Below are 24,340 nucleotides of genomic sequence, written 5' to 3'. Positions count from 1 at the left end.
CCTCACGCGGCCTGGGACGTCGGGACTCCCATGGCGTCGAAGGCCCGGCGGGCCGACTCCCGGTGGGCCGAAGCCGCTCCCCGCTCCCCCAGATGCTCCAGGGCGTCGGCCATACCGGCCAGCGCGCGGGCCTCCTCGGCGCGGTAGCCGATGCGCGAGGCGGCGTCATGAGCCCGCGCGTGGAGTTCCAGGGCCGCTGAATACCGGCCGTTACGCGTGTGGAACCGGCCGATGACGTTGCCGACAGCGGCCTCACGCATGGGGACACCACTGACATCACCGAGGCTCAGGGCCGCCTCCACCCACGCTGCGGCCTGGGCACTCTCGCCGAGTCGGTCGGCGGCTTCGGCGGAGAGAGCGAGGACCAGCGACAGGTCGGCGGGCGACATGACGTCCCCGGCCAGTTTGCGGGCCCGGGCCAGGAGCTCCGCGGCTTCGGCGATCTCGCCCAGACCGATCCTCGCCACGGCCAGGTCGGTCAGCCCTTCGACCTCCTTGTCGACCGAACCGATGGAGCGGGAAAGGGCGACGGAACGGGTGGCTGCCTCCACCGCCTCCGGGTACCGCCCCCATTCGGCGTACAGGCTGCTGAGGTTGGTCAGGGATTCGGCCTCGGCACGTTCCGCACCCAGCTGCCGCTTGATCTCGATGGACTGCCGTAGTCGCGGCAGCGCCTCGTCGTACCGTCCCAAGGTGCTGAGCAGGAGCCCGAGGACGCCGGTGTCCTTCGCTTCGCCGCGCCGGTCGTCGAGACGGATGGCCAGGGCCAACGCCTCCTCCGACATCTCGATGCCCTCGGTGAGGCGCCCGAGCTTCCAGCAGGCCACCGCGAGATTGGAGAGGCTGAGCCGCAGCAGAGCGTCGTCGCCCAGCCGACGGGAGGCGGCGACCGCGACACGGGCCAACTCCCTGAACTCCTCCAGCCGACCGCGCAGGTCGAGAGGGAAGACGACGTTGGCAGCCAACAGCCCCACGTGCCGGTCCATCCCCCAGCGGTCGGCCAGCGATACGGCGGCCAGCAGCGAGTCCTGTTCGCGCTCCAGCCAGTCGCGGGCCTGCTCGACGGTGTCCAGCGCCGGGAGTTCGGCGGATGACGTCGGGTGTTCGGAACGGTCTATCCCGGCCCGCCCGGGGAACAGCAGGTCACAGGCCACGTCGGTCGCGGCAAGCGCGAAGTCGAGCAGTCGGCCCACGGCGTGCCTGATCTGGTCGTCTCCGTCGGCCGCGGGGCGCTGCTCCTCATCGGCCCGCGATGGCCTACGGGCGCCGCCGCGCGAGAGGTTCTGCGCGAAGCTCCGGACCAGGTCGTGAAAGGCGTAGCGACCGCTCTCGTGCTGCTGGAGCAAGTGCATGTCGAGGAGGTACTCCAGGATCTCTTCCGCCTCCCGCGCGCTGATTCCCAGCAGGGCTCCGGCGGCGTAGGTGTTGATCTCGTCTCCCGGGTACTGGCCGAGGAACCGGAACGCCTCACGGGTCTCGGAGGCCAGGCCCTCGTAGGAGAGCCGTAGCGTCACTTCGACGCTGCGCTCACCCGAGTTGAGTTCCGCCAGCCGGTGGGCGTCGTCCCGGAGCCGGTCGACCAGGTAACGGACGGTCCAGCGGGGCCGCTTGCGCAACCGGGCGGCCGCGATGCGCAGGGCGAGCGGAAGGTGACCGCAGAGCTCCGCGAGCTGGGCAACGGCCTCCGGCTCGTTCTCCGCGCGCGTCCGGCCGAGTACGCCCTCGACGAGGGCGACGCTGTCGCTCGGCGGCATGACCCCCAGGGACACGGTATGAGCTGCGTCGAGGTCCACGAGCAACGAGCGGCTCGTGACGAGGACGAGCGTTTCGGTGGGGGAGGTGAGAAGCGGTCTGACCTGCGAATCGTCGACGACGTTGTCGAGCAGCAGAAGCATCCGATGCGTGCTCATCGTGCGCCGCCAGAGCGCGATGCGGCCGTCCGCGTCGTCCGGGATCCGGTCTCCGGGCACCCCGAGCATGCGCAGGAGAGCCTCAGCCGCCGCACCGGCGCTCAGCGGCCGGCCGTCAGGAGTGAACCCGCGGAGATCGATGTAGAGCTGGGCGTCGGGGTAGCTCTCCGCCAGCTGATGCGCCGCGCGCACGGCCAGCGAGGTCTTGCCGCTTCCGCCCATGCCGTCGATCGCGACGATCAACGGCCCGGAGCCCGGGGCCTCCTCCACGAATCCGAGCAGATCGCTGACCTCCTCCTCCCGTCCCGTGAAGTCGCGCAGATCGTAAGGAAGGGTGGACGGCTTGCTCTCCGGAGTGAAAGGGACAGCGACGGGCACTTGCGGAGCGGCGAGTTCCGGACTGTTACGGAGGACGGCGTTGTGCAGCTCCGACAGTGCGTCGCCGGGACCGATGCCGAGTTCGTCGATCAGGAAGTCCCGGACCTTGGCGTACTCCTCCAGCGCGTCCGCCTGTCGTCCGGAACGGAAGAGGGCGAGCATGAGCTGGCCACGCAGAGTTTCACGCAACGGATGCGCATCGATGAATTCCCGCAATTCACCGATGAGTTCGCTGTCCTCACCGGTGGCGAGCCTGAGGTCGAAAAGCTGCTCCACGGCTGTGAGACGGCGTTCCTCCAACGCGGCGGAGGCCGCGGACAGAACCGATCCACCGGTGCCGGCGAGCAATGGGCCCCGCCATAGGGCCAGGGCCTCGCGAAGGGTCGTCATGGCATAGGCGCTCTGTCCGGCGACAGTGGCTGTTCTGGCCTGGTTCAATCCTTCGGTGAATCTGCCGAGGTCCACCTGCGCGGGCGTGGTGAGGGCTCGGTAGCCCGGCCCCTCCGTGACGATCAGATCCCGTCCGCCCGGAATGCGCTGTCGTAGCTCCGCGACGGCCTTGCGCACCTGATGGGCGGCAGTGGCGGGTGCGTTCTCGTCCCAGGCGGCTTCCACCAGGCGGAAGACGGGGAGTACACGCTGAGGCTCCAGCAGAAGCGTGACGAGAACCTTTTCGTGCACAGGTCCGCCGACCCGGATTCGGTCGGTCCCGTCCCAGCATTCGAACGAGCCCAGAATTCGGAACTGCACTCTGTGTGTCTCCGCGACCTCGTCCATGATGCTTCCTCCTCCAGCGGCCATGGAGCGGCTTCCGCCACCACCCACGCATAGCCGATGCTCCGCGTTCCTGCCGTCCAGATGAGTCTTCGCACAGCCATCTCATCAGGGCCCCGTATCAGGCGGCAAGATGGCACTCGGCCGTATCACCTGACGGTCTGCTTCGGCCGACACGAAGGGTAAGCCGTCGGACCCGCGAAAGCGGTTCGGCCGAGTGCCCGAACGGGCCCTGACCGCATACGCGGCACCGGCCGGCCGTAGGACCCCGAAGGCGGCCGCGAACCGAACGGCTTCCCGGAGGCCGACCACGTCGGACCGCCTCACGCCTGCCGGTCAGCGTGCCTCGTCACCGTATTTCCGGAATGACGACCGGGACCGGACCGGCGTCGGCCCGGATCCCCGCGCACCACGCGGCGCTGCCCGATGCGGTCTCCGAACAGTCGTCACTTTTCGGACACACTGCGCCACTCGGGTGTCCGGAGACAACCCGGTGGGCCCGTGCGACCTCTCACAGTCCGGACACAGCGTCGCCACAGGTGAGTTGGGGCCGTGCTGCTCGTCCACGTTCCGTTACGCACCCGGAAGCCGGAAGTACGAGGAATGATGACCAGATTCCAGCAGGGCCGCACCAACCGCCTCACCCGCCCCTCCATCGCCGTCGCCGCGGCCATCGCCGTGACGGCGGGTGTCGTCGCCGCCGCGCCCGACGCCAAGACCGCGCAGCCGGGGCCGAAGCTCAGCCTGATCGCCGCCTCCACCTCGGTGACGCTCGACTCGTGGAAGGACGATCCCGGGGTCTACCTCGATCTCGGGACCTACCTCACCTCCGAGAACGGGGCCTTCGAGCTCAAGGTGACCCGTAAGTCCTACAAGGATCCGGTCGTCGCCTCGCAGATCATCCGGAACGGGAAGAAGACCACCACGAAGGCGCTCCCCGCGGGGCTGGTGAAGGACTTCACCGGGCTGCCCGGCTTCCTGCAGGTCAACGTCGTCGACACGGCCGGGAAAGCGGTGCTGAAGAAGACCGAGCCCTTCTGTCCCAACAACGCCTCCGGACGCGTGCGGCCCGGCGCTCCCGCCAAGTCGAAGTATCCGCAGAGCTGTCCCGCCAACCCCTTCACCCTCGGCTCCGTCTGGGGCGTGGAGAACGGGTGGGCGGCCAACACCTATGCCGGGTACTACTCCGCGCCGGTCCAGCTGGCCGCCGGGAAGTACACCGCCAAGGTCTCCGTGACCAAGAAGTACCGCGACCTCTTCGGGATCGCCGACAAGCCGCAGAGCGTCAAGGTCACTGTGCGCGAGCGCAGTTGGGACGGGGAGGAAGGTGGTGGTGGTGGTGGTGCCGCCGCCAAGGTCGCCTCCAGCTCCCTGCACTCCGGGCACTCCGGGCACTCCGGGCACTCCGGGCACGCACCCGCATCCTCCGCCCCCTCCGCCCACGCAGGACACGGCGCCCCCGCCCGTACCGACGCCCCCGCCGGCCCGACTAGCGGTGCCGGAGCCACGTACAACGTCGGTCACGGGCCCTACCCGCCCGCGCCGCCCGCCCTCCCCTGGGCGCTCAAGAAGCAGACCGCCGAGCGCCAGGGCTTCTCCGCCGCTCGCGTCGGGGACCGGGCCGGGCAGACCGACGGGTCGCGGCAGGCTCCCGCCGTGCAGCCCAACGCCAAGCGGCCCACCGGCAAGGCCTCCGTGCCCAACGTGCCCAAGCCCGACCTGCGCTCGCTGCCCGCGTACGGGATCACCGTCAGCGACGGTTACGAGGACGTGCCCGGCAAGGACTACCTCGCCTTCAGCGCCAACGTGTGGAACGCCGGGCCGGCCAAGCTCGTCGTCGACGGGTTCCGGTCGCCGGGCAAGGAGCTGATGGACGCCTACCAGTACTTCTACGACGCCAAGGGCAAGCAGGTCGGCTACACCCCGACCGGCACCATGGAGTGGGACCCGCGCCCCGGCCACGAGCACTGGCACTTCACGGACTTCGCCAGCTACCGGCTGCTGAAGGCCGACAAGAAGGAGACCGTGCGCAGCGGCAAGGAGGCGTTCTGCCTGGCCAACACCGACGCCGTCGACTACACGGTCAAGAACGCCAACTGGCACCCGGAGAACACCGACCTGTCCACGGCGTGCGGCGAGGAGAACTCGATCTCCGTCCGCGAGGTGCTCGACGTCGGCTCCGGTGACACCTACACCCAGGACCTGCCCGGCCAGTCCTTCGACATCACCAACCTGCCGAACGGCACGTACTACATCCAGGTCCTCGCCAACCCGGAGAACCGGCTCAAGGAGACCAACCACAAGAACAACAGCGCGCTGCGGAAGGTCGTCCTCGGCGGGAAGAAGGGCGCCCGGACCGTGAAGGTTCCCGCCCATCATCTGGTGAACGCCAATTGATCACCGCCGTCCCGGCCTCGCGTCACGGGGCTGCCTGACACCTCGCTCGTGCCGTCGGCCCCGGAGCCTGTCCCCGGGGCCGACGGCACGAGCCGTTCAGCCCGCCTCCCCCGCCGCCCGCCGCTCCGTGATCCGCCCCGTCGCGTCCGCGTCCAGGTGGGCCGTCCCCTCCGTGCCGCTCACCGTGACCCGGACCCGGGGCCCGACCGCCGTACCCGCTGCCGGCACCACGTCGATGCGCCAGCTCTCGGGGTCGCGGACGCCCAGGGTGGTGCGGGCGTCGCGGACCAGGCCGGGGAAGAGTTCGTACGGGAGGGACGCGAGGTGCACCGTCTCGGCGGGCGGGAGGGCGGAGTCGCCGCGTACCGCCATGCGGTGGTCCTCGATGGTGAGTGCGGTGACGTACGCGCTGCCCACCCGGGCCTCCAGCTCCATCGCGGTCACCCGCATCCGCCCGAAGGTGAGCAGCGAGGAGGAGGGCCCGGGGACGGTGGTGGAGGTGGAGAACGTACGGGAGACGGAGGAGGACGAGGAGGATCGCTCCGCCGGACCCTCCGACGCGAACAACTCCCCCCGGAAGAGCAGCACCACCAGCCCGGCCCCCGCCAGCAACCCGACCACCACCAGCAGGCACCACGCCCCCGCGCCCCCGTCCGGGTCCCTCACCAGGGTGGACTCGGGCACGGAGTCGATCTCCGCCTCCTCGGCCCGGCGGCTCCACTCCGGGGTCGGCCGGGTGACGATCCGCACGTCCCAGGGCTTCTCCGGGTGGTACTCCACGACTGCGATCCCGCGCGGCCGGTAGGCGGGGATGTCGACCAGGTTGACGGACTGGCTGATCTTCACGCGGTACGCCGGCCGGCCGTCCTCCGGCTCCGGTGCCACGGTCAGCCGGAACGTCACCGGCACGTCGGCCGTTTCGCCGCCCGTGGCCCGCAGATCCTCGATCCGGGCCAGGGCGGTCCTGCGGGCCGGTGGCTCGTCGGGCCCCGCGCTCCGCCGCCCGCCGAGGAAGGCGAGCAGGATCAGGAGGGCCAGGACCCCGCCCCCGGTGGCGAGGACGGGCACGTCCTTGAGGATCACGCCGACGGCGAGAGCGGCGAGCGCCGCACCGGTCACGCCGGAGAGGACCGTCAGCCGCAGAGCGGCGAGGATCCGGCTCACGCCCGAACGGGCCTCCTGAGAAAGCTCGTTGATCTCATCCGAACCCGGCCCCTGCCCCGTCGTCCCCACGACCGTGATTGTGCCGGTCGGGAGGACAACGGGGCAGGGGCCGGAAGAAGAACGGGAGGAGTGGGTGTCAGTCCTCGCCCTCCAGGTTGCCCTCGGTCTCCAGGTACACCTGGCGCAGCGCCTCCAGCACCGCCGGGTCCGGCTTGGCCCACATGCCGCGCGACTCGGCCTCCAGCAGGCGCTCCGCGATGCCGTGCAGAGCCCAGGGGTTGGCCTCCTGGAGGAACTGCTTGTTCTCCGGGTCGAGCACGTACGTCTCGGTGAGCTTGTCGTACATCCAGTCCGCGACGACGCCGGTCGTGGCGTCGTAGCCGAAGAGGTAGTCGACGGTGGCCGCCAGCTCGAACGCGCCCTTGTAGCCGTGGCGGCGCATCGCCTCGATCCACTTCGGGTTGACGACCCGGGCACGGAAGACGCGGGAGGTCTCCTCGACGAGCGTGCGCGTGCGGACGGTCTCGGGGCGGGTGGAGTCCCCGATGTACGCCTCCGGGGCCTTGCCCTTGAGCGCGCGCACGGTGGCCACCATGCCGCCGTGGTACTGGAAGTAGTCGTCCGAGTCCGCGATGTCGTGCTCGCGGGTGTCGGTGTTCTTCGCGGCGACCTCGATGCGCTTGTACGCCGTCTCCATCTCCTCGCGGGCCGGGCGGCCGTCGAGCTCGCGGCCGTAGGCGTAACCGCCCCAGACCGTGTAGACCTCGGCGAGGTCGGCGTCGGTGCGCCAGTCGCGGGAGTCGATGAGCTGGAGGAGGCCGGCGCCGTACGTGCCGGGGCGCGAGCCGAAGATCCTTGTGGTGGCCCGGCGTTCGTCGCCGTGCTCGGCCAGGTCGGCCTGGGCGTGGGCCCGTACGTAGTTCTGCTCGGCCGGTTCGTCGAGCGAGGCGGCCAGCCGTACGGCGTCGTCGAGCAGCCCGATCGTGTGCGGGAACGCGTCCCGGAAGAAGCCGGAGATGCGGAGCGTCACGTCGATGCGCGGACGGCCCAACTCGGCGTACGGGATGGGCTCCAGGCCCGTCACGCGGCGCGAGGCGTCGTCCCAGACGGGCCGGATGCCGAGCAGCGCGAAGGCCTCCGCGATGTCGTCGCCCGCCGTGCGCATCGCGCTGGTGCCCCAGAGCGAGAGGCCGACGGAGGTGGGCCAGTCGCCGTTGTCGGTGCGGTAGCGGGTCAGGAGCGAGTCCGCCAAGGCCTGGCCGGTCTCCCACGCCAGCTTGGAGGGGACCGCCTTCGGGTCGACCGAGTAGAAGTTGCGGCCGGTCGGGAGGACGTTGACCAGGCCGCGGAGCGGGGATCCGGAGGGGCCTGCGGGGACGAAGCCGCCGTTCAACGCGTGGACGGCGTGCGTGAGTTCGTCGGTCGTCGCCGCCATGCGCGGGACCACCTCGGTGGCCGCGAAGGTGAGGATGTCGGCTACCGCGTCCGGCAGGCCTGCGGCGGCCCCAGCCACTGCGGCCGGGTCCCAGTCCGCGTCGTCCATCGCCTGGACCAGGGCGCGCGCCTGCTCCTCGATCGCGTCCGCGTCGGTGCGGGTGGCGGCCGACTCGTCGAGCCCGAGCGCTTCGCGGAGGCCGGGGAGGGATGCCGTACCGCCCCAGATCTGGCGGGCGCGCAGGACGGCGAGCACCAGGTTGACCCGGTCGTTCCCGGCGGGCGGGTTGCCGAGGACGTGCAGGCCGTCGCGGATCTGGACGTCCTTGATCTCGCAGAGCCAGCCGTCCAGATGCATGATGAAGTCGTCGAAGCCCTCGTCCTCCGGGCGGTCCGCCACACCGAGGTCGTGGTCGAGCTTCGCGGCCTGGATCAGCGTCCAGATCTGCGCGCGGATCGCGGGCAGCTTGGACGGGTCCATCGCGGCGATCTGGGCGTGCTCGTCGAGGAGTTGCTCCAGGCGCGCGATGTCGCCGTAGCTGTCGGCGCGGGCCATCGGCGGGACCAGGTGGTCGATCAGCGTGGCGTGGACGCGGCGCTTGGCCTGCGTACCCTCGCCCGGGTCGTTCACCAGGAACGGGTAGACGAGCGGCAGATCACCGAGGGCCGCGTCGGGGCCGCACGCGGCCGACAGGCCCGCGTTCTTGCCGGGCAGCCACTCCAGGTTGCCGTGCTTGCCGAGGTGGATCATCGCGTCCGCGCCGAAGCCGTTGTCCTCGGCGGAGGCGGCGATCCAGCGGTAGGCGGCCAAGTAGTGGTGGGACGGCGGGAGATCGGGGTCGTGGTAGATCGCGATCGGGTTCTCGCCGAAGCCGCGCGGCGGCTGGATGAGGATGAGGAGGTTGCCGCGCCGCAGAGCGGCCAGGACGATGTCGCCCTCCGGGTTGGCGGACCGGTCCACGAACATCTCGCCGGGCGCCGGGCCCCAGTGCTCCTCCACCGACTCCCTCAGTTCCTGCGGGAGTTGGGCGAACCAGCGGCGGTAGTCGGCGGCCGGGATCCGGACCGGGTTCTTCGCCAGCTGCTCCTCGGTCAGCCACTCCTGGTCGTGGCCGCCCGCCTCGATCAGCGCGTAGATCAGCTCGTCGCCGTCGCCGGAGACCAGCCCCGGGATGTCGGTCTCGGGCCCGAAGTCGTACCCCTCGGCGCGCAGCCGCCGCAGCAGCGCCACGGCACTGGCGGGCGTGTCCAGGCCGACCGCGTTGCCGATGCGGGAGTGCTTGGTCGGGTAGGCGGAGAGGACCAGCGCGATGCGCTTCTCCGCGTTGGGGATCGAGCGCAGCTTCGCGTGCCGTACGGCGATCCCGGCGACGCGGGCCGCGCGCTCGGCGTCGGCGACGTACGCCGGGAGCCCGTCCTCGTCGATCTCCTTGAAGGAGAAGGGGACGGTGATCAGGCGGCCGTCGAACTCCGGCACCGCGATCTGGGTGGCCGCGTCCAGCGGCGAGACGCCCTCGTCGTTCTCCTCCCACGCGGCGCGCGGGCTGGTGAGGCAGAGCGCCTGGAGGATCGGCACGTCGAGCTGGGTCAGCGCGCCCGCGTCCCACGACTCGTCGTCGCCTCCGGCCGAGGCCTCGGCGGGCTTGGTGCCGCCCGCCGCGAGGACGGTGGTGACGATGGCGTCGGCGGCGCGGAGCTGGTCGATCAGCTCGCTCTCCGGCGTACGGAGAGACGCGACGTACAGCGGAAGCGGCCGGGCCCCGGCGTCCTCCACCGCCGTGCACAGCGCCTCCACGAACGCGGTGTTCCCGCTCATGTGGTGCGCGCGGTAGTAGAGGACGGCGACCGTCGGCGCCCCCGCGTCCACCGCACGGGCCTCCCGCTCCAGCGCTCCCCACGCCGGGGCCGGGGCGGGCGGCTCGAAGCCGTGGCCGGTCAGCAGCACGGTGTCGGAGAGGAACCGGGCCAGCTGCTCCAGGTTGGCGGGCCCGCCGTGCGCGAGGTAGGCGTGCGCCTCGGCGGCTATCCCGATCGGCACGGTGGAGGCGGCCATCAGCTGCGCGTCCGGAGCCTGCTCACCGGTCAGCACGACGACCGGCCGCCCGGTGGCCAGCACCGCGTCGAGCCCTTCCTGCCACGCGCGTACGCCGCCGAGGAGGCGTACGACGACGAGGTCGACGCCGTCCAGCAGCGCCGGGAGCCCGGCCAGGTCGACGCGGGAGGGGTTGGCGTACCGGTAGCTGACCGGCCCCTCGGAAGCGCGGGCGCTCAGGAGGTCGGTGTCGGACGTCGACAGGAGCAGGATCATGCTGCGTCAGGCCTTCCTCGGGGTGTCCACGCCCCGGGCGGTGTCGGAGGGTCTCCCCGGTCGGCCCGGCGATGACCGGGCACTCGGAGAAGGGAGTTCCTGACTCGCCCGGCCGGTGGTGGCGGCCGGGCTCACAGTGGCGGGACCGCGCCGGAATCTCACCGGGCTTCCTCCCCTGTCGCCGTCTGGCGATGGCGGCCTGAACGGACCACCGCCTGCATCCTAAGCGGCGGGGGTGGGGGCGGGGCAGGGGGCGGGGGTGCGGTGGTGATCACTGTTCGGGGGATGGGGCACGTGCGAGGCGGCGGCTGTCCGGCGGGACGTGGTGGGGCTGTCCGGCAGGACGTGGTGGGGCTGTCCCGCAGGACGTGGTGGGGCTGTCCGGCAGGACGTGGTGGGGCTGTCCCGCAGGACACGGTGGGGCTGTCCCGCAGGACACGGTGGGGCTGTCCCGCAGGACACGGTGGGGCTGTCCGGCAGGACACGGGGGGCTGTCCCGCAGGTCACAGCTCCGACCCGGCCGTCGGGACCGGCCCGGTCGGTATGCTCGCCGCCATGCCCGATTCCGCCCCCTCGCCCCTTTCCGTGGGCGGCGTCCCCTCCCGCGCCGGCGGCGACGCCTGCCCGGGAACGCTGCGGCTGCACCGGGCGGACGACGGTGCGCTGGCCCGTGTACGCATACCCGGCGGCGTTCTCGCCCCCGGCCAGGCGGACGCGCTCCTGGCGGCGGCCGAGCGGTTCGGCGACGGTGACCTGCATCTCACCTCGCGCGGCAACGTACAGCTGCGCGGCCTCGGTACGGAGTGCGGCGGCGCGCTGGCGGCGCTGCTCACGGACGCCGGCCTTCTGCCGTCCGCCGCGCACGAGCGGGCCCGCAACATCGTGGCCTCGCCGTCGGCGGGCCTGGACGGTTCGCCGTCGCTGACGGTCTGGCTGAGGGAGCTGGACCGGCTGGTGTGCGGTTCGCCCGCCGCCGCCGCGCTCTCCGGCCGCTTCCTCTTCGCGCTGGACGACGGCCGCGGTGACGTGGACGCGCTGGGAGCGGACGTGACGGTCATCGCCGAAGGCAGCTCGGCCGCTCTGCTGCGGATCGGCGCGGAGGACGAGGTGTTCCGGATCCCGGCCGCCGAGGCCCCGCGCGCCGCGCTCCGGGGGACCGAGGCGTTCCTCCGCGCGGCCTCCGGTTCCGGCGCCTGGCGCGTGAAGGACCTGCCCGACGACGTACGGGTCGAACTGGTCCGGGCCATCGGCTCGGCGGCGGGTCCGGCCGAGCGCCGCCCCCGCCCCCGTACGGCAACGCCCCCCGTCCCCGGCCCGCTCGGCTCCACGGCCGCGCTCGGCATCGACGTACCTCTGGGCCGCCTCACCCCGGCCCAGTGGCGGCTGCTCACCGACACGGCCAGGCGCTACGGCACCGACGCCGCCAGGCACTCCGGCACCGACACCACCAGGCACTCCGGCGGCGAACTGCGGCTCACCCCGTGGCGCGGAGTCGTCATCCCCTTCGGAGCCGGCGAGGCCGAAGCGGCGGACGCACTCCGCAGGCTCTCCGCATCCGGCCTGATCACCGCCCCCGACTCCCCGTGGACCGGCGTGGGCGCCTGCATCGGCCACCCGGGCTGCGCGAAGTCGCTCTCCGACGTACGGGCCGAAGCGGGGGCCGCTGTCGGGGCGCCCGGGCGGCTACCTGTGTACTGGTCCGGGTGCGAACGCCGCTGCGGCCACCCCCACGGGGAGTGGATCGACGTGGTCGCCACGCCGGACGGGCACCGGATCTCGCACGTCCGGGGTGAGCGGCGGGACGCACCGACGACCGTACGGAACGACCCGGCGCGGCTGGCGGCAGCGGTGGCCGGGGCCCGCGCCTGAACACCCCTCCTTGATCAGCTCACGGCAGAAGAAAGCGACAGCACTGTGCACCAGTACGAGAAGGACGGACCGGCGATCTACCGCCAGTCCTTCGCCACCATCCGCGCGGAGGCGGATCTGGCCGGGCTGCCCGCCGACGTCAGCCAGGTCGCCGTCCGGATGATCCACGCGTGCGGCATGGTCGACCTCGTGACGGACCTCGCCTTCTCGCCGAACGCCGTGGCCGACGCCCGCGCCGCTCTGCGCGCCGGCGCACCGATCCTCTGCGATGTGGCGATGGTGGCCAGCGGGGTCACCCGCAAGCGGCTCCCCGCGAACAACGACGTGGTGTGCACGCTCTCCGACCCGTCCGTGCCCGAGCTGGCCGCGAAGATGGGGACGACCCGGAGCGCGGCGGCGCTGGAGCTGTGGCGGGACCGGATGGAGGGTGCGGTGGTCGCGGTCGGCAACGCGCCGACGGCCCTGTTCCGGCTGCTGGAGATGATCGAGGAAGGCGCCCCGCGCCCGGCCGCCGTCATCGGCGTCCCGGTCGGCTTCGTCGGCGCGATGGAGTCCAAGGAGGCGCTGGCCGAGCACGCGTCGGGCCTGGAGCACCTGATCGTGCGCGGCAGGCGCGGCGGCAGCGCGATAGCGGCGGCGGCGCTCAACGCCATCGCGAGCGAGGAAGAGTAGTGACCGACATCAACACGGGTGGCGGCAGGCTGTACGGCGTCGGGCTCGGCCCAGGCGACCCGAACCTGATGACGCTCCGGGCCGTCCAGGCCATCGGCGAGGCCGACGTGATCGCGTACCACAGCGCCCGCCACGGCCGCTCGATCGCCAGGTCCATCGCCGCCGCGCACCTGCGCCCGGACCACATCGAGGAGCCGCTGGTCTACCCGGTCACGACCGAGACCACGGACCATCCGGGCGGCTACCGGGGCGCGCTGGAGGAGTTCTACGAGAAGGCCGCGGCCCGGCTCGCGGCGCACCTGGACGCGGGCCGGACGGTGGCGGTCCTCGCCGAGGGCGACCCGATGTTCTACGGCTCGTACATGCACATGCACAAGCGCCTGGCCGACCGGTACGCCACCGAGGTCATCCCCGGCGTGACGTCCGTGAGCGCGGCGGCGGCCCGTCTCGGCACCCCCTTGGTCGAGGGCGAGGAGATCCTCACGATCCTCCCCGGCACCCTCCCGGAGGAGGAGCTGACGGCCCGTCTCGCCGCCACGGACACGGCGGTGGTGATGAAGCTGGGCCGTACGTTCCCGGCGGTGCGCGGCGCGTTCGAGGCGTCGGGCCGGCTGGCGGAGGCGCGGTACGTGGAGCGGGCGACGATGGCCGGGGAGCGTACGGGCGACCTCGCCGACATCGACCCGGCGTCGGTCCCGTACTTCTCGGTGGCGGTCCTGCCGAGCCGGGTGGACGCGGTCAGGCCATCGGGAACTGCGGACGGCGAAGTGGTCGTCGTGGGCACCGGCCCGGCGGGCCCGCTGTGGCTGACGCCGGAGACGCGCGGCGTGCTGGCGGCGGCGGACGCGCTGGTCGGCTACACCACCTACCTGGACCGCGTCCCGGTCCGCCCCGGCCAGGCGCGGCACGGCTCGGACAACAAGGTGGAGTCGGAGCGGGCGGAGTTCGCACTGGACCTGGCCCGGCGCGGCCACCGCGTCGCGGTCGTCTCGGGCGGCGACCCCGGCGTCTTCGCGATGGCGACGGCGGTGCTGGAGGTGGCCGCGCAGGAGGAGTACGCGGACATCTCCGTACGGGTCCTGCCCGGCGTCACCGCGGCCAACGCGGCGGCGGCGCGCGCCGGCGCACCGCTCGGCCACGACTACGCCACGATCTCCCTCTCGGACCGCCTCAAACCGTGGGAGGTCATCGCGGAACGGCTCCGCGCCGCGGCCTCCGCCGACCTGGTCCTCGCCCTCTACAACCCGGGCTCCAAGTCCCGTACCTGGCAGGTCGCCAAGGCCCGCGACCTCCTCCTGGAGCACCGCGCTCCGGACACCCCGGTCGTTCTGGCACGGGACGTCGGGGGCCCGACGGAGAGCGTCCGTACGGTACGGCTGGCCGATGTCGACCCGGCGGAGGTGGACATGCGGACGCTGCTGATCGTGGGCTCGTCGCAGACGCGCTGGGTGCGGCGGGGCGAGTCGGGCGGGTCCGTCGTGTGGACGCCGAGGCGCTACCCGGAGGCGTAGAGCTTCCGTACGACCCACTCCCCGGCCTCGTCGGGCGTGGCGGCCACCGGCACCCCTTCCGGAACCGGTGGCCGCCGCACCACGACGACGGGGATCCCGGCCTCGCGGGCGGCGGTGAGCTTGGGGGCGGTGGCGTCGCCGCCGCTGTCCTTGGTGACGAGCACGTCGATACGGTGGCGCCGGAGGATCTCCCGCTCACCGTCGAGGCTGAACGGCCCCCGATCGAGCAGCACGTCCATCTGCCGCGGGCAGGGCGGCTCCGGCGCATCCACGGACCGTACGAGGAACCACAACGCGTCGAGCCCCGCTCCCGCGAAGGCGGCGAGCCCCATCCGCCCGGTGGTGAGGAAGACCCGCTTCCCGAGTGTCGGCAGCAGGTGCGCGGCCTCGGCGAGCGAGGCGACGGAGTGCCAGCGGTCGCCGTCCTGGGCGACCCAGCCGGGCCGGCGAAGGGCGAGGAGGGGAACATGGGCCTGCGCGGCGGCCTCGGCGGCGTTCCGGCTCATGGTGGCGGCGAAGGGGTGGGTGGCATCGACAAGAGCGTCGACGCGGTGCTCCCGTACCCACTCCGCGAGCCCGTCGGGCCCCCCGAACCCCCCGACGCGCACGTCACCGGGCGGAAACCGGGGAGCGGCGACGCGACCGGCGAGCGAGGTGGTGACGCGGACTTCCGGGGCCTCGGCGGCGAGACTCTCGGCAAGCCGACGCGCCTCGGTGGTCCCTCCCAGAACGAGAACATGCATCGAACGGACTCTTCTCATGAACGCTTCCCATGACCGCTGAGGCACGGGGCGGTCGCAGTGCCCAACTCAAGCACACGGGTCTCCGCCCCGGCTGGACGACCGGTGCGTGCGCGACGGCGGCGACGACGGCCGCGTACATGGCCCTGCTGACCGGCGACTTCCCGGACCCGGTGAGGATCACGCTGCCGAGGGGCCAGACCCCGGAGTTCGCGCTGGCGGTGGAGGAGCTGGGGCCCGGGCGGGCGAGCGCCGGGGTGGTGAAGGACGCCGGGGACGACCCGGATGTGACGCACGGGGCGCTGGTGAGGGCGACGGTACGGAGGCTGCCGCCGGGTTCCGGGGTGGTGTTCCGGGCGGGCTCCGGCGTCGGTACGGTCACCCTCCCCGGCCTGCCGCTGGACGTCGGGGAGCCCGCGGTGAACCCGGTGCCGCGCCGGCTGATGCGCGAGCACGTGGAGCGGGTGGCGGCGGAGTACGGGGAGGCGGGGGACGTGGAGGTGACGGTGTCGGTGGACCACGGCGAGGAGATCGCGCGCTCGACGTGGAACGGCCGGCTCGGCATCCTGGGCGGCCTGTCGATCCTCGGCACGACGGGCGTGGTCGTCCCGTACTCCTGCTCGGCGTGGATCGACTCGATCCGCCGGGGCGTGGACGTGGCGCGGGCGGCGGGCCTGACGCATGTGGCGGGCTGCACGGGTTCGACGTCGGAGAAGACGGTGGTCGGGGAGTACAACCTCCCGGACATAGCCCTCCTGGACATGGGCGACTTCGCGGGCGCGGTCCTGAAGTACGTACGCCGCCACCCCATCGACCGCCTCACGATCTGCGGCGGCTTCGCCAAGCTCTCGAAGCTGGCGGCGGGCCACCTGGACCTCCACTCGGCCCGCTCCCAGGTGGACAAGCCCTTCCTCGCGGACCTGGCCCGCGAGGGCGGCGCGAACGAGGAGCTGGCGTCCCGGATCGCCACGGCCAACACGGGCCTGGAGGCGCTGCGGCTGAGCGAGGCGGCAGGGGTGCGGCTGGGCGACCTGGTGGCTTCACGGGCACGCGACGAGGCACTGTCGGTGCTGCGGGGCGCCCCGGTGGAGGTGGACGTGATCTGCATCGACCGGGCGGGGGTGGTGGTGGGGCGGTACGGAGGTGGACGCTAGCTCTTCCGAGCCCAGCAGGGGCAACGCGAGGAGCCAGACATCGGGCATCCACGGCCGGTAGCCGTAGCCCACGGTCACGTCGAGCAGGTACAAGGCCTCGTCACGGCTCTCAGACCCCGGCCCCGGGTCGTGCACGGTGTCGGAATCAACCAGGTCGAACCCGTGCTCGTCCAGCAGCTTTGTCCATACCGTCGGTTCCAGGACCCATCGCTGCAGGGTGCCGGGGCTGCCGTCAGGCATGCGGGTCGGGATGTCGGCGGGGCGGCATTCGGTCTCGGGTGGCGTGCCCGTTCGGTAGTGGGCCAGCGTCGAGAACACCAGAGTGCCGCCTGGTCGGAGCCCGACTGCGGCTGCCGGGAGCAAGGTCTGCGGGTCGCTGAAGTCGAGTGCGCCGACGATGCCGTAGGCGACATCGAGACCGGCCGGGTGGTCCAGGAGGTACGCGGCGGCGCCGTGAGCGTCCACTGGGCACTCGGTGACGCCGGTGCGGCGCTCGAAGCCGGACGGGGCCTGCGCGCCGGGCAGTTCAGGACAGCTGAGCGCCGTAGCCGCATGCACACCGACCTCGCGCGGGCCTGGTGGCAGTGGGGCAAGCCGGAACAGACCACCGCCGAGCTTCTGTCGGCAGTGCGTGTCTCACCGGGTGAGGTACGCGATCGCCCGGCCATCCGGCAGATGGTCACCGAGATCCATTCGCGTCACCCCCGGACCACGGGCATGCAGGAGCTGGCGAAAGCAGCAGTTCCGCGCTCCACCTGACAGCTCTGCCCGGCTCCTGGACACCGCCCCCTCAGCACCCGCCCCGCTCCCGCCCCACCGCATACAGGTGGCTGTCCCGGAACTGCTCGGCCCCCAGCGTGCGCCCCACCATAATGACCGCCGTCCTGATCACGCCCGCCGCCTTCACCTGCTCCGCGATCGAGTTCAGCGGCCCGCGCAGGATGATCTCGTCCGGGCGGGACGCCATCGCGACCACCGCGGTCGGGCAGTCCGCGCCGTAGTGCGGGAGCAGCTCCTCCACCACCCGGTCCACGTAGCGGGCCGCCAGGTGGAGGACGATGAGGGCGCCGCTGCGGCCCAGGGTGGCCAGGTCCTCGCCCTCCGGCATGGCCGTGGCTCGTTGCGCGATGCGGGTCAGGATCACCGTCTGGCCGACCGTCGGGACCGTCAGCTCGCGCTTCAGGGACGCGGCCGCCGCCGCGAACGCGGGGACGCCGGGGACCACCTCGTACGGGATGTCCGCCTCGTCCAGGCGCTTCATCTGCTCGTTCACCGCGCTGAACACCGACGGGTCGCCCGAGTGCAGCCGCGCCACGTCGTGGCCGTCCGCGTGGGCCCGTACGAGCTCCTCGGTGATCTGCTCGATGTCCAGGTTCGCCGTGTCGATCAGGCGGGCGTCGGGCGGGCATTCCGCCAGCAGCTCCACCGGGACCAGGCTGCCCGCGTACAGGCAGACCGGGCTGGCGGCGAGCAGGCGCGCGCCGCGCACCGTGATCAGGTCGGCCGCGCCGGGGCCCGCGCCGATGAAGTACACCGTCATGTTCGATCTCCTGGGACTGGGACGGGGATTGAGGGTTTGCGTACGGACCACTGCGTCACCGGCATCGCCTGCCGCCAGCCCGTGAATCCGCCCACCGGGACCGCGTGCGCCACCGCCAGCCGGGTCAACTCCCCGCCGTACGACCGGTACCACTCCCCCAGCAGCGCCTCCGACTCCAGCGTCACCGTGTTCGCCACCAGCCGGCCACCGGGCCGCAGCGCCTCCCAGCACGCGTCCAGCAGGCCCGGTGCCGTCAGGCCGCCGCCGATGAACACCGCGTCGGGCACGTCCAGTTCGGCCAGGGCGGCAGGGGCCCGGCCTGTGACGACCCGCAGCCCCGGCACTCCCAGGCGGTCCGCGTTCCGCGTGATCCGCTCCGCCCTCGCCGGGTCCCGCTCCACGCTCACCGCCCGGCAGGAACCGTGCGCCCGCATCCACTCGATCGCGATCGAGCCCGAGCCGCCGCCCACGTCCCACAGCAGCTCGCCCGGCGCGGGGGCCAGGGTCGCGAGCGTGGCGGCCCGGATGTGGCGCTTGGTGAGCTGGCCGTCGTGTTCGTACGCCTCGTCCGGCAGGCCCGGGACCGTGCCGAGCCGCAGCGCGTCCGCCGAGGCGCGGCACTCGATCGCGATGACGTTCAGGCGGTCGCCCGGCGCGTGCGTCCACGTCTCCGCGGTGCCGTCCGCGTACGCCTCCGCCTCGCTGCCCAGCTGTTCCAGGACGCGCAGCCGGCTCGGGCCGAACCCATGGGCCGCGAGCAGGGCCGCCACCGTGGCCGGCGTCGACGCGTCCGCGCTCAGGACCAGCAGCCTCCGGCCCTCGTGGAGCGAGGCGGCCAGCCGTGCCGCCGGACGGCCCACCAGCGTCACGACCTCCGTGTCCTCCAGCGGCCAGCCGAGCCGCGCGCAGGCATACGAGACCGAGGACGGGTGCGGGAGGACCCGCAGCGCCTCCGGGCCCAGCTCCTCCGCCAGCGCGCGCCCGATCCCGTAGAACATCGGGTCCCCGCTCGCCAGCACCGCGATCCGGCGCTCCCGGTGCTCGGCCAGGAGCCGGGGTACGGCGGGGCGCAGCGGCGACGGCCACGCCACCCGTACGCCCGCGCACTCCGGCGGAAGCAGCTCCAGCTGGCGCGCCCCGCCGATCACCACCTCCGCCTCCCGCAACGCCGCGCGCGCCCCGCCGGACAGCCCGGACCAGCCGTCCGCGCCGATCCCCACGACCGAGACGGGAGAGGGAGGGACGTCCGGAGGAAGGGCGGCAGACACAGTCGGGGGACCTCGTTCGAGGGGGGACGGGTGGGGGCGGGCGCAACGTTGGCGAACTTTACTGAACGTGCCGTTCCGACCCCTCCAGCGGGTGAATCCCGAAAGGAATCCGCGCGTCGTGTCGAGAACCCCGCCCCGGCCCCGACGTCCCCTGTGTAAGCGGAGAAGAAGAGTACGAAGAGCGAGCTTTTAGGAGGCGGCTGGTCATGAAGTATCTGGTGATGGTCCAGGGCAGCCAGGCGGACTACGACGCGCAGGCCGGCAAGGGGTCGGCGGACAGTCCGGCCTGGGACGAGAAGGCCGTGCAGGAGATGTTCGCCCACATGGGCAGCATCAACGACGACCTCGCCGAGTCGGGTGAGCTGGTGACCGCGTACGGGCTCACGGAGCCCGCGCAGGGGCGGGCCGTCAGCCTCGACGCCGAGGGGCGGCCCGTGGTGTCGGACGGCCCCTACAGCGAGACCAAGGAGCTGCTCGCCGGGTTCTGGATCCTCGAATGCGAGAGCCTGGAGCGGGTGACCGAGATCGCCGCCCGCGTGGCACGCTGTCCGCAGCCGGCCGGGGCGCCCGAGTACCCGGTGCTCATCCGCACCATCGGCGGCGGGATCGACTAGCTCGACCAGGAACAGACTCCGACCAAGAGCGACCACTGAGGGCGGATCGTACGGACGACGACCACCGCATCGAGGACCTGCTGCGCCGCCACGCGCCGCAGGTCCTCGGCGCGCTCGTCCGCCGGTACGGGCACTTCGACCCGGCCGAGGACGCCGTCCAGGAGGCCCTGATCGCGGCCGCCGGGCAGTGGCCCAAGGACGGCGTGCCGGAGAACCCGCGCGGCTGGCTGATCCGGGTCGCCTCGCGCCGCCTCACCGACCGGCTGCGCAGCGACGAGGCCCGGCGGCGGCGCGAGGAGACCGTGGCGGCCCTGACCCCGGCCGACGCGTTCGTCGCGCCGCCGCCCGGAGAAGGCCCCGCCGGGCCGGGCGGCCGGGCGCCGTCCGAGGACGACACCCTCACCCTGCTCTTCCTCTGCTGCCACCCCGCCCTCTCCCCCGCCGCCCAGATCGCGCTCACCCTCCGCGCGGTCGGCGGCCTCACCACGGCCGAGATCGCCCGCGCCCATCTGGTGGAGGAGGCGACGATGGCGCAGCGGATCAGCCGGGCGAAGCGGGCGGTGCGGGGTGCGGAGTTCCGGCGGCCGGAGCCGGCGGACCGGGACCGGCGGCTCTCGGCGGTCCTCCAGGTCCTCTACCTGATCTTCAACGAGGGCTACACCGCCACCGCCGGGCCCGACCTCCACCGCACCGACCTGGCGCGCGAGGCGATCCGGCTGACCCGTGCCGTACGCCGGCTCCTCCCGCACGAAGGACGCGTGACCGGGCTCCTGGCGCTGATGGTCCTCACGGAGGCGCGCACGCCGGCGCGCACCGGGCGCGACGGTGAGCTGGTCCCGCTCGACGAGCAGGACCGCTCCCTCTGGGACCGCACGGCCATCGCGGAAGGCACCGCACTGGCCGAGGAGGCGCTCTCCCAGGGCCCGGCGGGCGACTACCAGCTCCAGGCCGCGATCGCCGCGCTGCACGACGAGGCCGAGCGCGCCGAGGACACCGACTGGCCGCAGATCCTCGCCCTGTACGAGCTCCTCGTGCACCGCACCCCGGACCCCGCCGCCGCGCTGGGCCGGGCCGTCGCGGTGGCCATGGTGCACGGGCCCCGGGCGGGCCTCGCGGCGGTCGACGCGGTGGCGAAGGCGTCGGGCGGCCACTACCGTCTCGACGCCGTACGCGCCCATCTCCTGGAGCGTGCCGGTGAGTTGGACGCGGCCCGGTCCGCCTACCGCGCGGCCGCCGACGCCACCCTCAGCGAACCCGAGGCCCGCTACCTGCGGATGCGCGCGGAGCGGTCGGGGCCGTAGCGCCCGTACCCGAACACGTACGGCGACGGCACGAGCACCCTCGCGTACCCCCTGCGCCGGAAGGCGCAGCACCGGCCGAACCCGCCGGACCCCGGCCGAACCCGCCCGAACCCGCCCGGGCCGCGGCGGACACGGCCAGACGGGCCCATCGGCGCCGCTGGAGTCGCCGTCGGCGCCCGGCGTCGGGATCATCGAATGTATGACCAAGAGTGACAGCGGCAAGGACATCACCCTGCGGATCGCCCAGCGGCCGGAGGCCGACGAGCTCCTCGCCCGTAGCCCGCTGGCCGCCCTCGTCGGCATGCTGCTGGACCAACAGGTGCCGATGGAGTGGGCGTTCACGGGCCCGTACACGCTGGCGGAGCGGATGGGCTCGGACGACCTCGACGCGGCGGAGATCGCCGCGTACGACCCCGAGGCCTTCACCGCCCTCTTCACCACCAAACCGGCCCTCCACCGCTACCCCGGCTCGATGGCCCAGCGGGTGCAGCAGCTGTGTCAGTACCTGGTGGCGGAGTACGAGGGGGACGCGAGCGCGGTGTGGCGGGACGCGGACACCGGCGAGGAGCTGCTGCGCCGGCTGAACGAGCTGCCGGGCTTCGGCACCCAGAAGGCCCAGATCTTCCTGGCGCTGCTCGGCAAGCAGTTCGGCGTACGTCCTGCGGGGTGGCGGACGGCGGCGGGGGCGTACGGGGAGGACGGTTCGCGCCGCTCGGTCGCCGACATCACCGGGCCGGAGTCGCTGGCGGAGGTGCGCGCGTACAAGCAGGAGGCCAAAGCGGCGGCCAAGGCAGCGAAGGCAGGGAAGGCGGAGACGGCAGCGAAGGCGGCGAATACGGCGAAAGGCTCGCCCAAAGCCAAGGGGTGACCGGATTGCACAGTTCAGCACGCAGCCGGACAGAACACCCGGCGGAAACGATCAAAATCGGCCACTGCTGTTCCCAGGGGCCGCCCCACTCGCTAGCTTTCGCAACAGCTTTCGCAGCACGTTCGTTCGCACATCCAAGCGCACATCCAAGCGCACCTCCGTAACGTCTCGACACGTCTCGACCGGAAGGACTCTTGTGCACGCAACACGTCGCAGAGCCATGGCAGTTGTGGCCGCCACCGCCCTGGCCACGCCGCTCCTCCTGGGCGCAGCCCCGTACCACGGGCCCTCGCACGGACACAGCCACTCGAAGCCCGGAGCAGGTCATGGGAAGAGCCCCTCGAAAGAGGCGGTCAAGCTGTCCCGGGAGCTGGTGAAGAAGGCGTCCGCACGTGACGCCTACCGCCACCTCCAGGAGTTCCAGGCGATAGCCGACTCGGCCGACGGTCACCGCGCGGCGGGATCGCTCGGCCACGACGCCTCGGCGGCGTACGTCTACCGGAAGCTCCAGCGCGCCGGGTACCAGGTCTCGTACCAGACCTTCCGTTTCCCGTACACGGAGACGCTGGCCGAAAAGCTCGCCGTGGTGTCGCCGACGCCCCGCCAGGTGACGATCACGGCGATGACGTACACCCCGTCGACCCCGGTCGGCGGTCTGACGGCGGGACTCGTCAACGTGCCCGTCGACGACACCTCCGGCTGCGAGGCGTCCGACTACGCCTCCGCCAACTTCACCGGCAAGATCGCGCTGATCAAGCGTGGCGGCTGCCCCTTCGCCGACAAGCAGGCGGCGGCAGCGGAGGCCGGTGCGGCCGGTGCGGTCATCTACAACAACACCGAGGGCCTCCTCTCCGGCACGCTCGGCGACGCCGCGGCGGGCCGCATCCCGACCGGCGGCATCAGCCAGGCGGAAGGCGAACAGCTCGCCGCCGACCTGGCCGCCGGCGAGGTCACCGTCTCCTTCGAGGTCCGCCAGCTCCAGGAGGTGCGCACCACCCGCAACGTCGTCGCGGAGACGCGCGGCGGCAAGGCGGCGAACACCGTGGTGCTCGGCGCCCACCTCGACTCCGTCACCGACGGCCCCGGCATCAACGACAACGGCTCCGGCTCCGCCGGCCTCCTCGAAGTCGCCCTGGAACTCGCCAAGTCGAAGAGCAAGCCCGCCAACAAGGTCCGGTTCGCCTGGTGGTCGGCCGAGGAGAACGGCCTGCTCGGCTCGGAGGCGTACGTCGCGGGGCTCTCCGAGAAGCAGCGCCAGCAGATCAAGCTCTACCTGAACTTCGACATGATCGCCTCGCCCAACGGCGTCCAGTTCGTCTACGACGGCGACGACTCCGACGGCGTCGGCGCGGGCCCCGGCCCGGAGGGCTCCGCCCAACTGGAGCGCGACATCAACAAGTTCCTCGACAGCAAGGGCAAGAAGCACGAGGGCACGGACTTCACCGGCCGCTCGGACTACGGCCCGTTCATCGAGATCGGCATCCCCTCCGGCGGTACGTTCACGGGCGCCGAGGGCATCAAGACGGAGGCCCAGGCCAAGGCCTACGGCGGGCAGGCGGGCGTCGCCTACGACGCGTGCTACCACGCCGCCTGCGACGACCTGAGCAACATCAGCATGCGCCACTTCGACGTCAACATCGACGTGATCGCCAACGCGGTCGGCACGTACGCCCACGACCTGCGCTCGCTGACCCGTCCGGTCAAGCCGGTCCCGAGCACCGGCACGCCGGGCAGCGGCGGCGGCCTGCACGACGGCCACGGTCACGAGGTCACGGAGTAACGGCCCGTACGCACGCCGAGCACCGCCCGTAGCGGGCGGAGTCGGGCCCGTACGCACGCCGAGTACCGCCCGTCGCGGGCGGAGCCGGGCCTCAGCGCCCGCCTCCGCCCGCGACGTACCGCCTCCGCCCGCGACGCACGCCGTCCGACCTCGGCACGCTCTGCGGCACGCTCCACCCGTACGAGCGGAAACGCCTGTCCCGGTATCCAGCGGTATGCGGCGCCGCACACCCTTTGGCGGCCGCCGCTGTGGGGTTCCGTGGCCGCTGCGGGGTTCCGTGGCTGCGCCCGGCGCCCCTTGACCGGTAGGCTTTCCGTGTGATCTTCAAGCGCATCGGAAATGGGAAGCCATACCCCGACCACGGCCGGGAAAGCACCCGACAGTGGGCGGATGTCGCGCCGCGTCCGGTTCGCCTGGACCAGCTCGTGACCACCAAGGGCCAGCTGGACCTGGAGACCCTCCTCGCCGAGGACTCCACGTTCTACGGCGACCTCTTCGCCCACGTCGTGAAGTGGCAGGGCGACCTGTACCTGGAGGACGGGCTGCACCGGGCGGTCCGGGCCGCGCTCCAGCAGCGGCAGGTACTGCACGCCCGCGTCCTCGACCTGGGCTGACGCCGCCGCGCTCTCCCGCGCCCGCCGCGCATCCGTACGTATCA

The 24,340-nt window shown here is 72.4% G+C and carries 16 protein-coding genes, 1 pseudogene and 1 riboswitch; of the genes and pseudogenes, 11 read left to right on the top strand and 6 right to left on the bottom strand.

What is annotated here, in order from left to right; translation table 11 throughout:
* Window positions 1–2: 2 nt before the first annotated feature.
* A complete protein-coding gene (locus ACQP09_RS18010) occupies window positions 3–3,065 on the bottom strand; it encodes an AfsR/SARP family transcriptional regulator (protein WP_433400830.1) in 3,063 nt (1,020 codons plus the stop codon).
* A gap of 600 nt (window positions 3,066–3,665) precedes the next feature.
* Between ACQP09_RS18010 and ACQP09_RS18005 the strand changes: the two genes are divergently transcribed.
* A complete protein-coding gene (locus ACQP09_RS18005) occupies window positions 3,666–5,459 on the top strand; it encodes a lysyl oxidase family protein (protein ID WP_433400827.1) in 1,794 nt (597 codons plus the stop codon).
* A gap of 96 nt (window positions 5,460–5,555) precedes the next feature.
* On the opposite strand, the gene ACQP09_RS18000 is transcribed toward ACQP09_RS18005, so the two are convergent.
* Both ACQP09_RS18000 and cobN read right to left on the bottom strand, forming a co-directional pair.
* Window positions 5,556–6,623, bottom strand: a complete 1,068-nt coding sequence (locus tag ACQP09_RS18000; RefSeq protein WP_433400824.1) for a hypothetical protein — start codon at window positions 6,621–6,623, stop codon at window positions 5,556–5,558.
* Between the two features lie 136 nt (window positions 6,624–6,759).
* Window positions 6,760–10,365 carry a cobaltochelatase subunit CobN gene (cobN, locus tag ACQP09_RS17995; RefSeq protein WP_433400821.1) on the bottom strand — a complete coding sequence of 1,202 codons (3,606 nt, stop codon included), beginning with the start codon at window positions 10,363–10,365 and terminating at the stop codon, window positions 6,760–6,762.
* A 93-nt stretch (window positions 10,366–10,458) separates the two neighbouring features.
* Window positions 10,459–10,538: riboswitch (cobalamin riboswitch) on the bottom strand.
* A gap of 370 nt (window positions 10,539–10,908) precedes the next feature.
* Here cobN and ACQP09_RS17990 point away from each other — a divergent pair.
* Genes ACQP09_RS17990 through ACQP09_RS17980 form a run of 3 tightly spaced genes read left to right on the top strand, consistent with a single transcriptional unit; the run spans window position 10,909 to window position 14,417 of the window.
* Complete coding sequence (locus ACQP09_RS17990; RefSeq protein ID WP_433400818.1) at window positions 10,909–12,234, top strand: cobalamin biosynthesis protein CobG; 1,326 nt, start codon at window positions 10,909–10,911, stop codon at window positions 12,232–12,234.
* A 45-nt stretch (window positions 12,235–12,279) separates the two neighbouring features.
* Window positions 12,280–12,906 carry a precorrin-8X methylmutase gene (locus tag ACQP09_RS17985; protein ID WP_433400815.1) on the top strand — a complete coding sequence of 209 codons (627 nt, stop codon included), beginning with the start codon at window positions 12,280–12,282 and terminating at the stop codon, window positions 12,904–12,906.
* Window positions 12,906–14,417 (top strand): precorrin-2 C(20)-methyltransferase, encoded by a 1,512-nt coding sequence (locus tag ACQP09_RS17980; protein ID WP_433400812.1) that lies wholly within the window; start codon window positions 12,906–12,908, stop codon window positions 14,415–14,417. Before ACQP09_RS17985 ends, ACQP09_RS17980 begins: the two co-directional genes overlap by 1 nt.
* Here ACQP09_RS17980 and ACQP09_RS17975 read toward each other — a convergent pair.
* Window positions 14,402–15,160, bottom strand: a complete 759-nt coding sequence (locus tag ACQP09_RS17975) for a cobalt-precorrin-6A reductase (RefSeq protein WP_433400809.1) — start codon at window positions 15,158–15,160, stop codon at window positions 14,402–14,404. The genes ACQP09_RS17980 and ACQP09_RS17975 overlap by 16 nt on opposite strands.
* 29 nt (window positions 15,161–15,189) lie before the next feature.
* Between ACQP09_RS17975 and ACQP09_RS17970 the strand changes: the two genes are divergently transcribed.
* Together ACQP09_RS17970 and ACQP09_RS17965 are read left to right on the top strand one after the other, a co-directional pair.
* Window positions 15,190–16,311, top strand: coding sequence for a cobalt-precorrin-5B (C(1))-methyltransferase (locus ACQP09_RS17970; RefSeq protein ID WP_433400806.1), 1,122 nt, complete (start codon window positions 15,190–15,192; stop codon window positions 16,309–16,311).
* A 450-nt stretch (window positions 16,312–16,761) separates the two neighbouring features.
* A pseudogene (locus ACQP09_RS17965) lies at window positions 16,762–17,070 on the top strand (transcriptional regulator); the annotation flags it as partial.
* Between the two features lie 31 nt (window positions 17,071–17,101).
* Here the strand turns inward: ACQP09_RS17965 and cobM are convergent.
* Window positions 17,102–17,851 carry a precorrin-4 C(11)-methyltransferase gene (gene cobM / locus ACQP09_RS17960; RefSeq protein ID WP_433400804.1) on the bottom strand — a complete coding sequence of 250 codons (750 nt, stop codon included), beginning with the start codon at window positions 17,849–17,851 and terminating at the stop codon, window positions 17,102–17,104.
* On the bottom strand, window positions 17,848–19,119 hold the full coding sequence (gene cbiE / locus ACQP09_RS17955; protein ID WP_433400801.1) for a precorrin-6y C5,15-methyltransferase (decarboxylating) subunit CbiE: 1,272 nt from the start codon (window positions 19,117–19,119) through the stop codon (window positions 17,848–17,850). The genes cobM and cbiE overlap by 4 nt, the downstream gene beginning before the upstream one ends.
* Window positions 19,120–19,325: 206 nt before the next feature.
* On the opposite strand from cbiE, the gene ACQP09_RS17950 reads away from it, so the two are divergent.
* The 5 genes from ACQP09_RS17950 to ACQP09_RS17930 all read left to right on the top strand — a co-directional run bounded on the left by ACQP09_RS17950 (window position 19,326) and on the right by ACQP09_RS17930 (window position 24,296).
* Entirely contained in the window at window positions 19,326–19,733 is a 408-nt protein-coding gene (locus ACQP09_RS17950) for a YciI family protein (protein WP_388048586.1), read from the top strand.
* A gap of 35 nt (window positions 19,734–19,768) precedes the next feature.
* Window positions 19,769–21,034, top strand: coding sequence for an RNA polymerase sigma factor (locus ACQP09_RS17945; RefSeq protein WP_433406640.1), 1,266 nt, complete (start codon window positions 19,769–19,771; stop codon window positions 21,032–21,034).
* A gap of 199 nt (window positions 21,035–21,233) precedes the next feature.
* The gene (locus ACQP09_RS17940; RefSeq protein ID WP_433400798.1) at window positions 21,234–21,902 is read left to right on the top strand and encodes an HhH-GPD-type base excision DNA repair protein; all 669 of its coding nucleotides are present in this window, start codon (window positions 21,234–21,236) and stop codon (window positions 21,900–21,902) included.
* Between the two features lie 220 nt (window positions 21,903–22,122).
* The gene (locus ACQP09_RS17935; protein ID WP_433400795.1) at window positions 22,123–23,682 is read left to right on the top strand and encodes a M28 family metallopeptidase; all 1,560 of its coding nucleotides are present in this window, start codon (window positions 22,123–22,125) and stop codon (window positions 23,680–23,682) included.
* A 317-nt stretch (window positions 23,683–23,999) separates the two neighbouring features.
* Window positions 24,000–24,296, top strand: coding sequence for a type II toxin-antitoxin system VapB family antitoxin (locus ACQP09_RS17930; RefSeq protein ID WP_003967677.1), 297 nt, complete (start codon window positions 24,000–24,002; stop codon window positions 24,294–24,296).
* The last annotated feature ends 44 nt before the right edge of the window (window positions 24,297–24,340 follow it).

The sequence above is a fragment of the Streptomyces sp. CA-146814 genome (assembly GCF_050942385.1).
Lineage (GTDB): Bacteria > Actinomycetota > Actinomycetes > Streptomycetales > Streptomycetaceae > Streptomyces.
This window is presented reverse-complemented; position numbering and strand designations above follow the sequence as displayed.

What these genes read in the sequence shown, in the direction of transcription:
- ACQP09_RS17950 (WP_388048586.1), top strand. Translation starts at nt 19,326, where the DNA reads ATGAAGTATCTGGTGATGGTCCAGGGCAGCCAGGCGGACTACGACGCG.
- ACQP09_RS18010 (WP_433400830.1), bottom strand. Translation starts at nt 3,065, where the DNA reads ATGGACGAGGTCGCGGAGACACACAGAGTGCAGTTCCGAATTCTGGGC.
- cobN (WP_433400821.1), bottom strand. Translation starts at nt 10,365, where the DNA reads ATGATCCTGCTCCTGTCGACGTCCGACACCGACCTCCTGAGCGCCCGC.
- cobM (WP_433400804.1), bottom strand. Translation starts at nt 17,851, where the DNA reads ATGACGGTGTACTTCATCGGCGCGGGCCCCGGCGCGGCCGACCTGATC.
- ACQP09_RS17940 (WP_433400798.1), top strand. Translation starts at nt 21,234, where the DNA reads ATGACCAAGAGTGACAGCGGCAAGGACATCACCCTGCGGATCGCCCAG.
- ACQP09_RS17990 (WP_433400818.1), top strand. Translation starts at nt 10,909, where the DNA reads ATGCTCGCCGCCATGCCCGATTCCGCCCCCTCGCCCCTTTCCGTGGGC.
- ACQP09_RS17975 (WP_433400809.1), bottom strand. Translation starts at nt 15,160, where the DNA reads ATGCATGTTCTCGTTCTGGGAGGGACCACCGAGGCGCGTCGGCTTGCC.
- ACQP09_RS17935 (WP_433400795.1), top strand. Translation starts at nt 22,123, where the DNA reads ATGGCAGTTGTGGCCGCCACCGCCCTGGCCACGCCGCTCCTCCTGGGC.
- ACQP09_RS18005 (WP_433400827.1), top strand. Translation starts at nt 3,666, where the DNA reads ATGATGACCAGATTCCAGCAGGGCCGCACCAACCGCCTCACCCGCCCC.
- ACQP09_RS17970 (WP_433400806.1), top strand. Translation starts at nt 15,190, where the DNA reads ATGACCGCTGAGGCACGGGGCGGTCGCAGTGCCCAACTCAAGCACACG.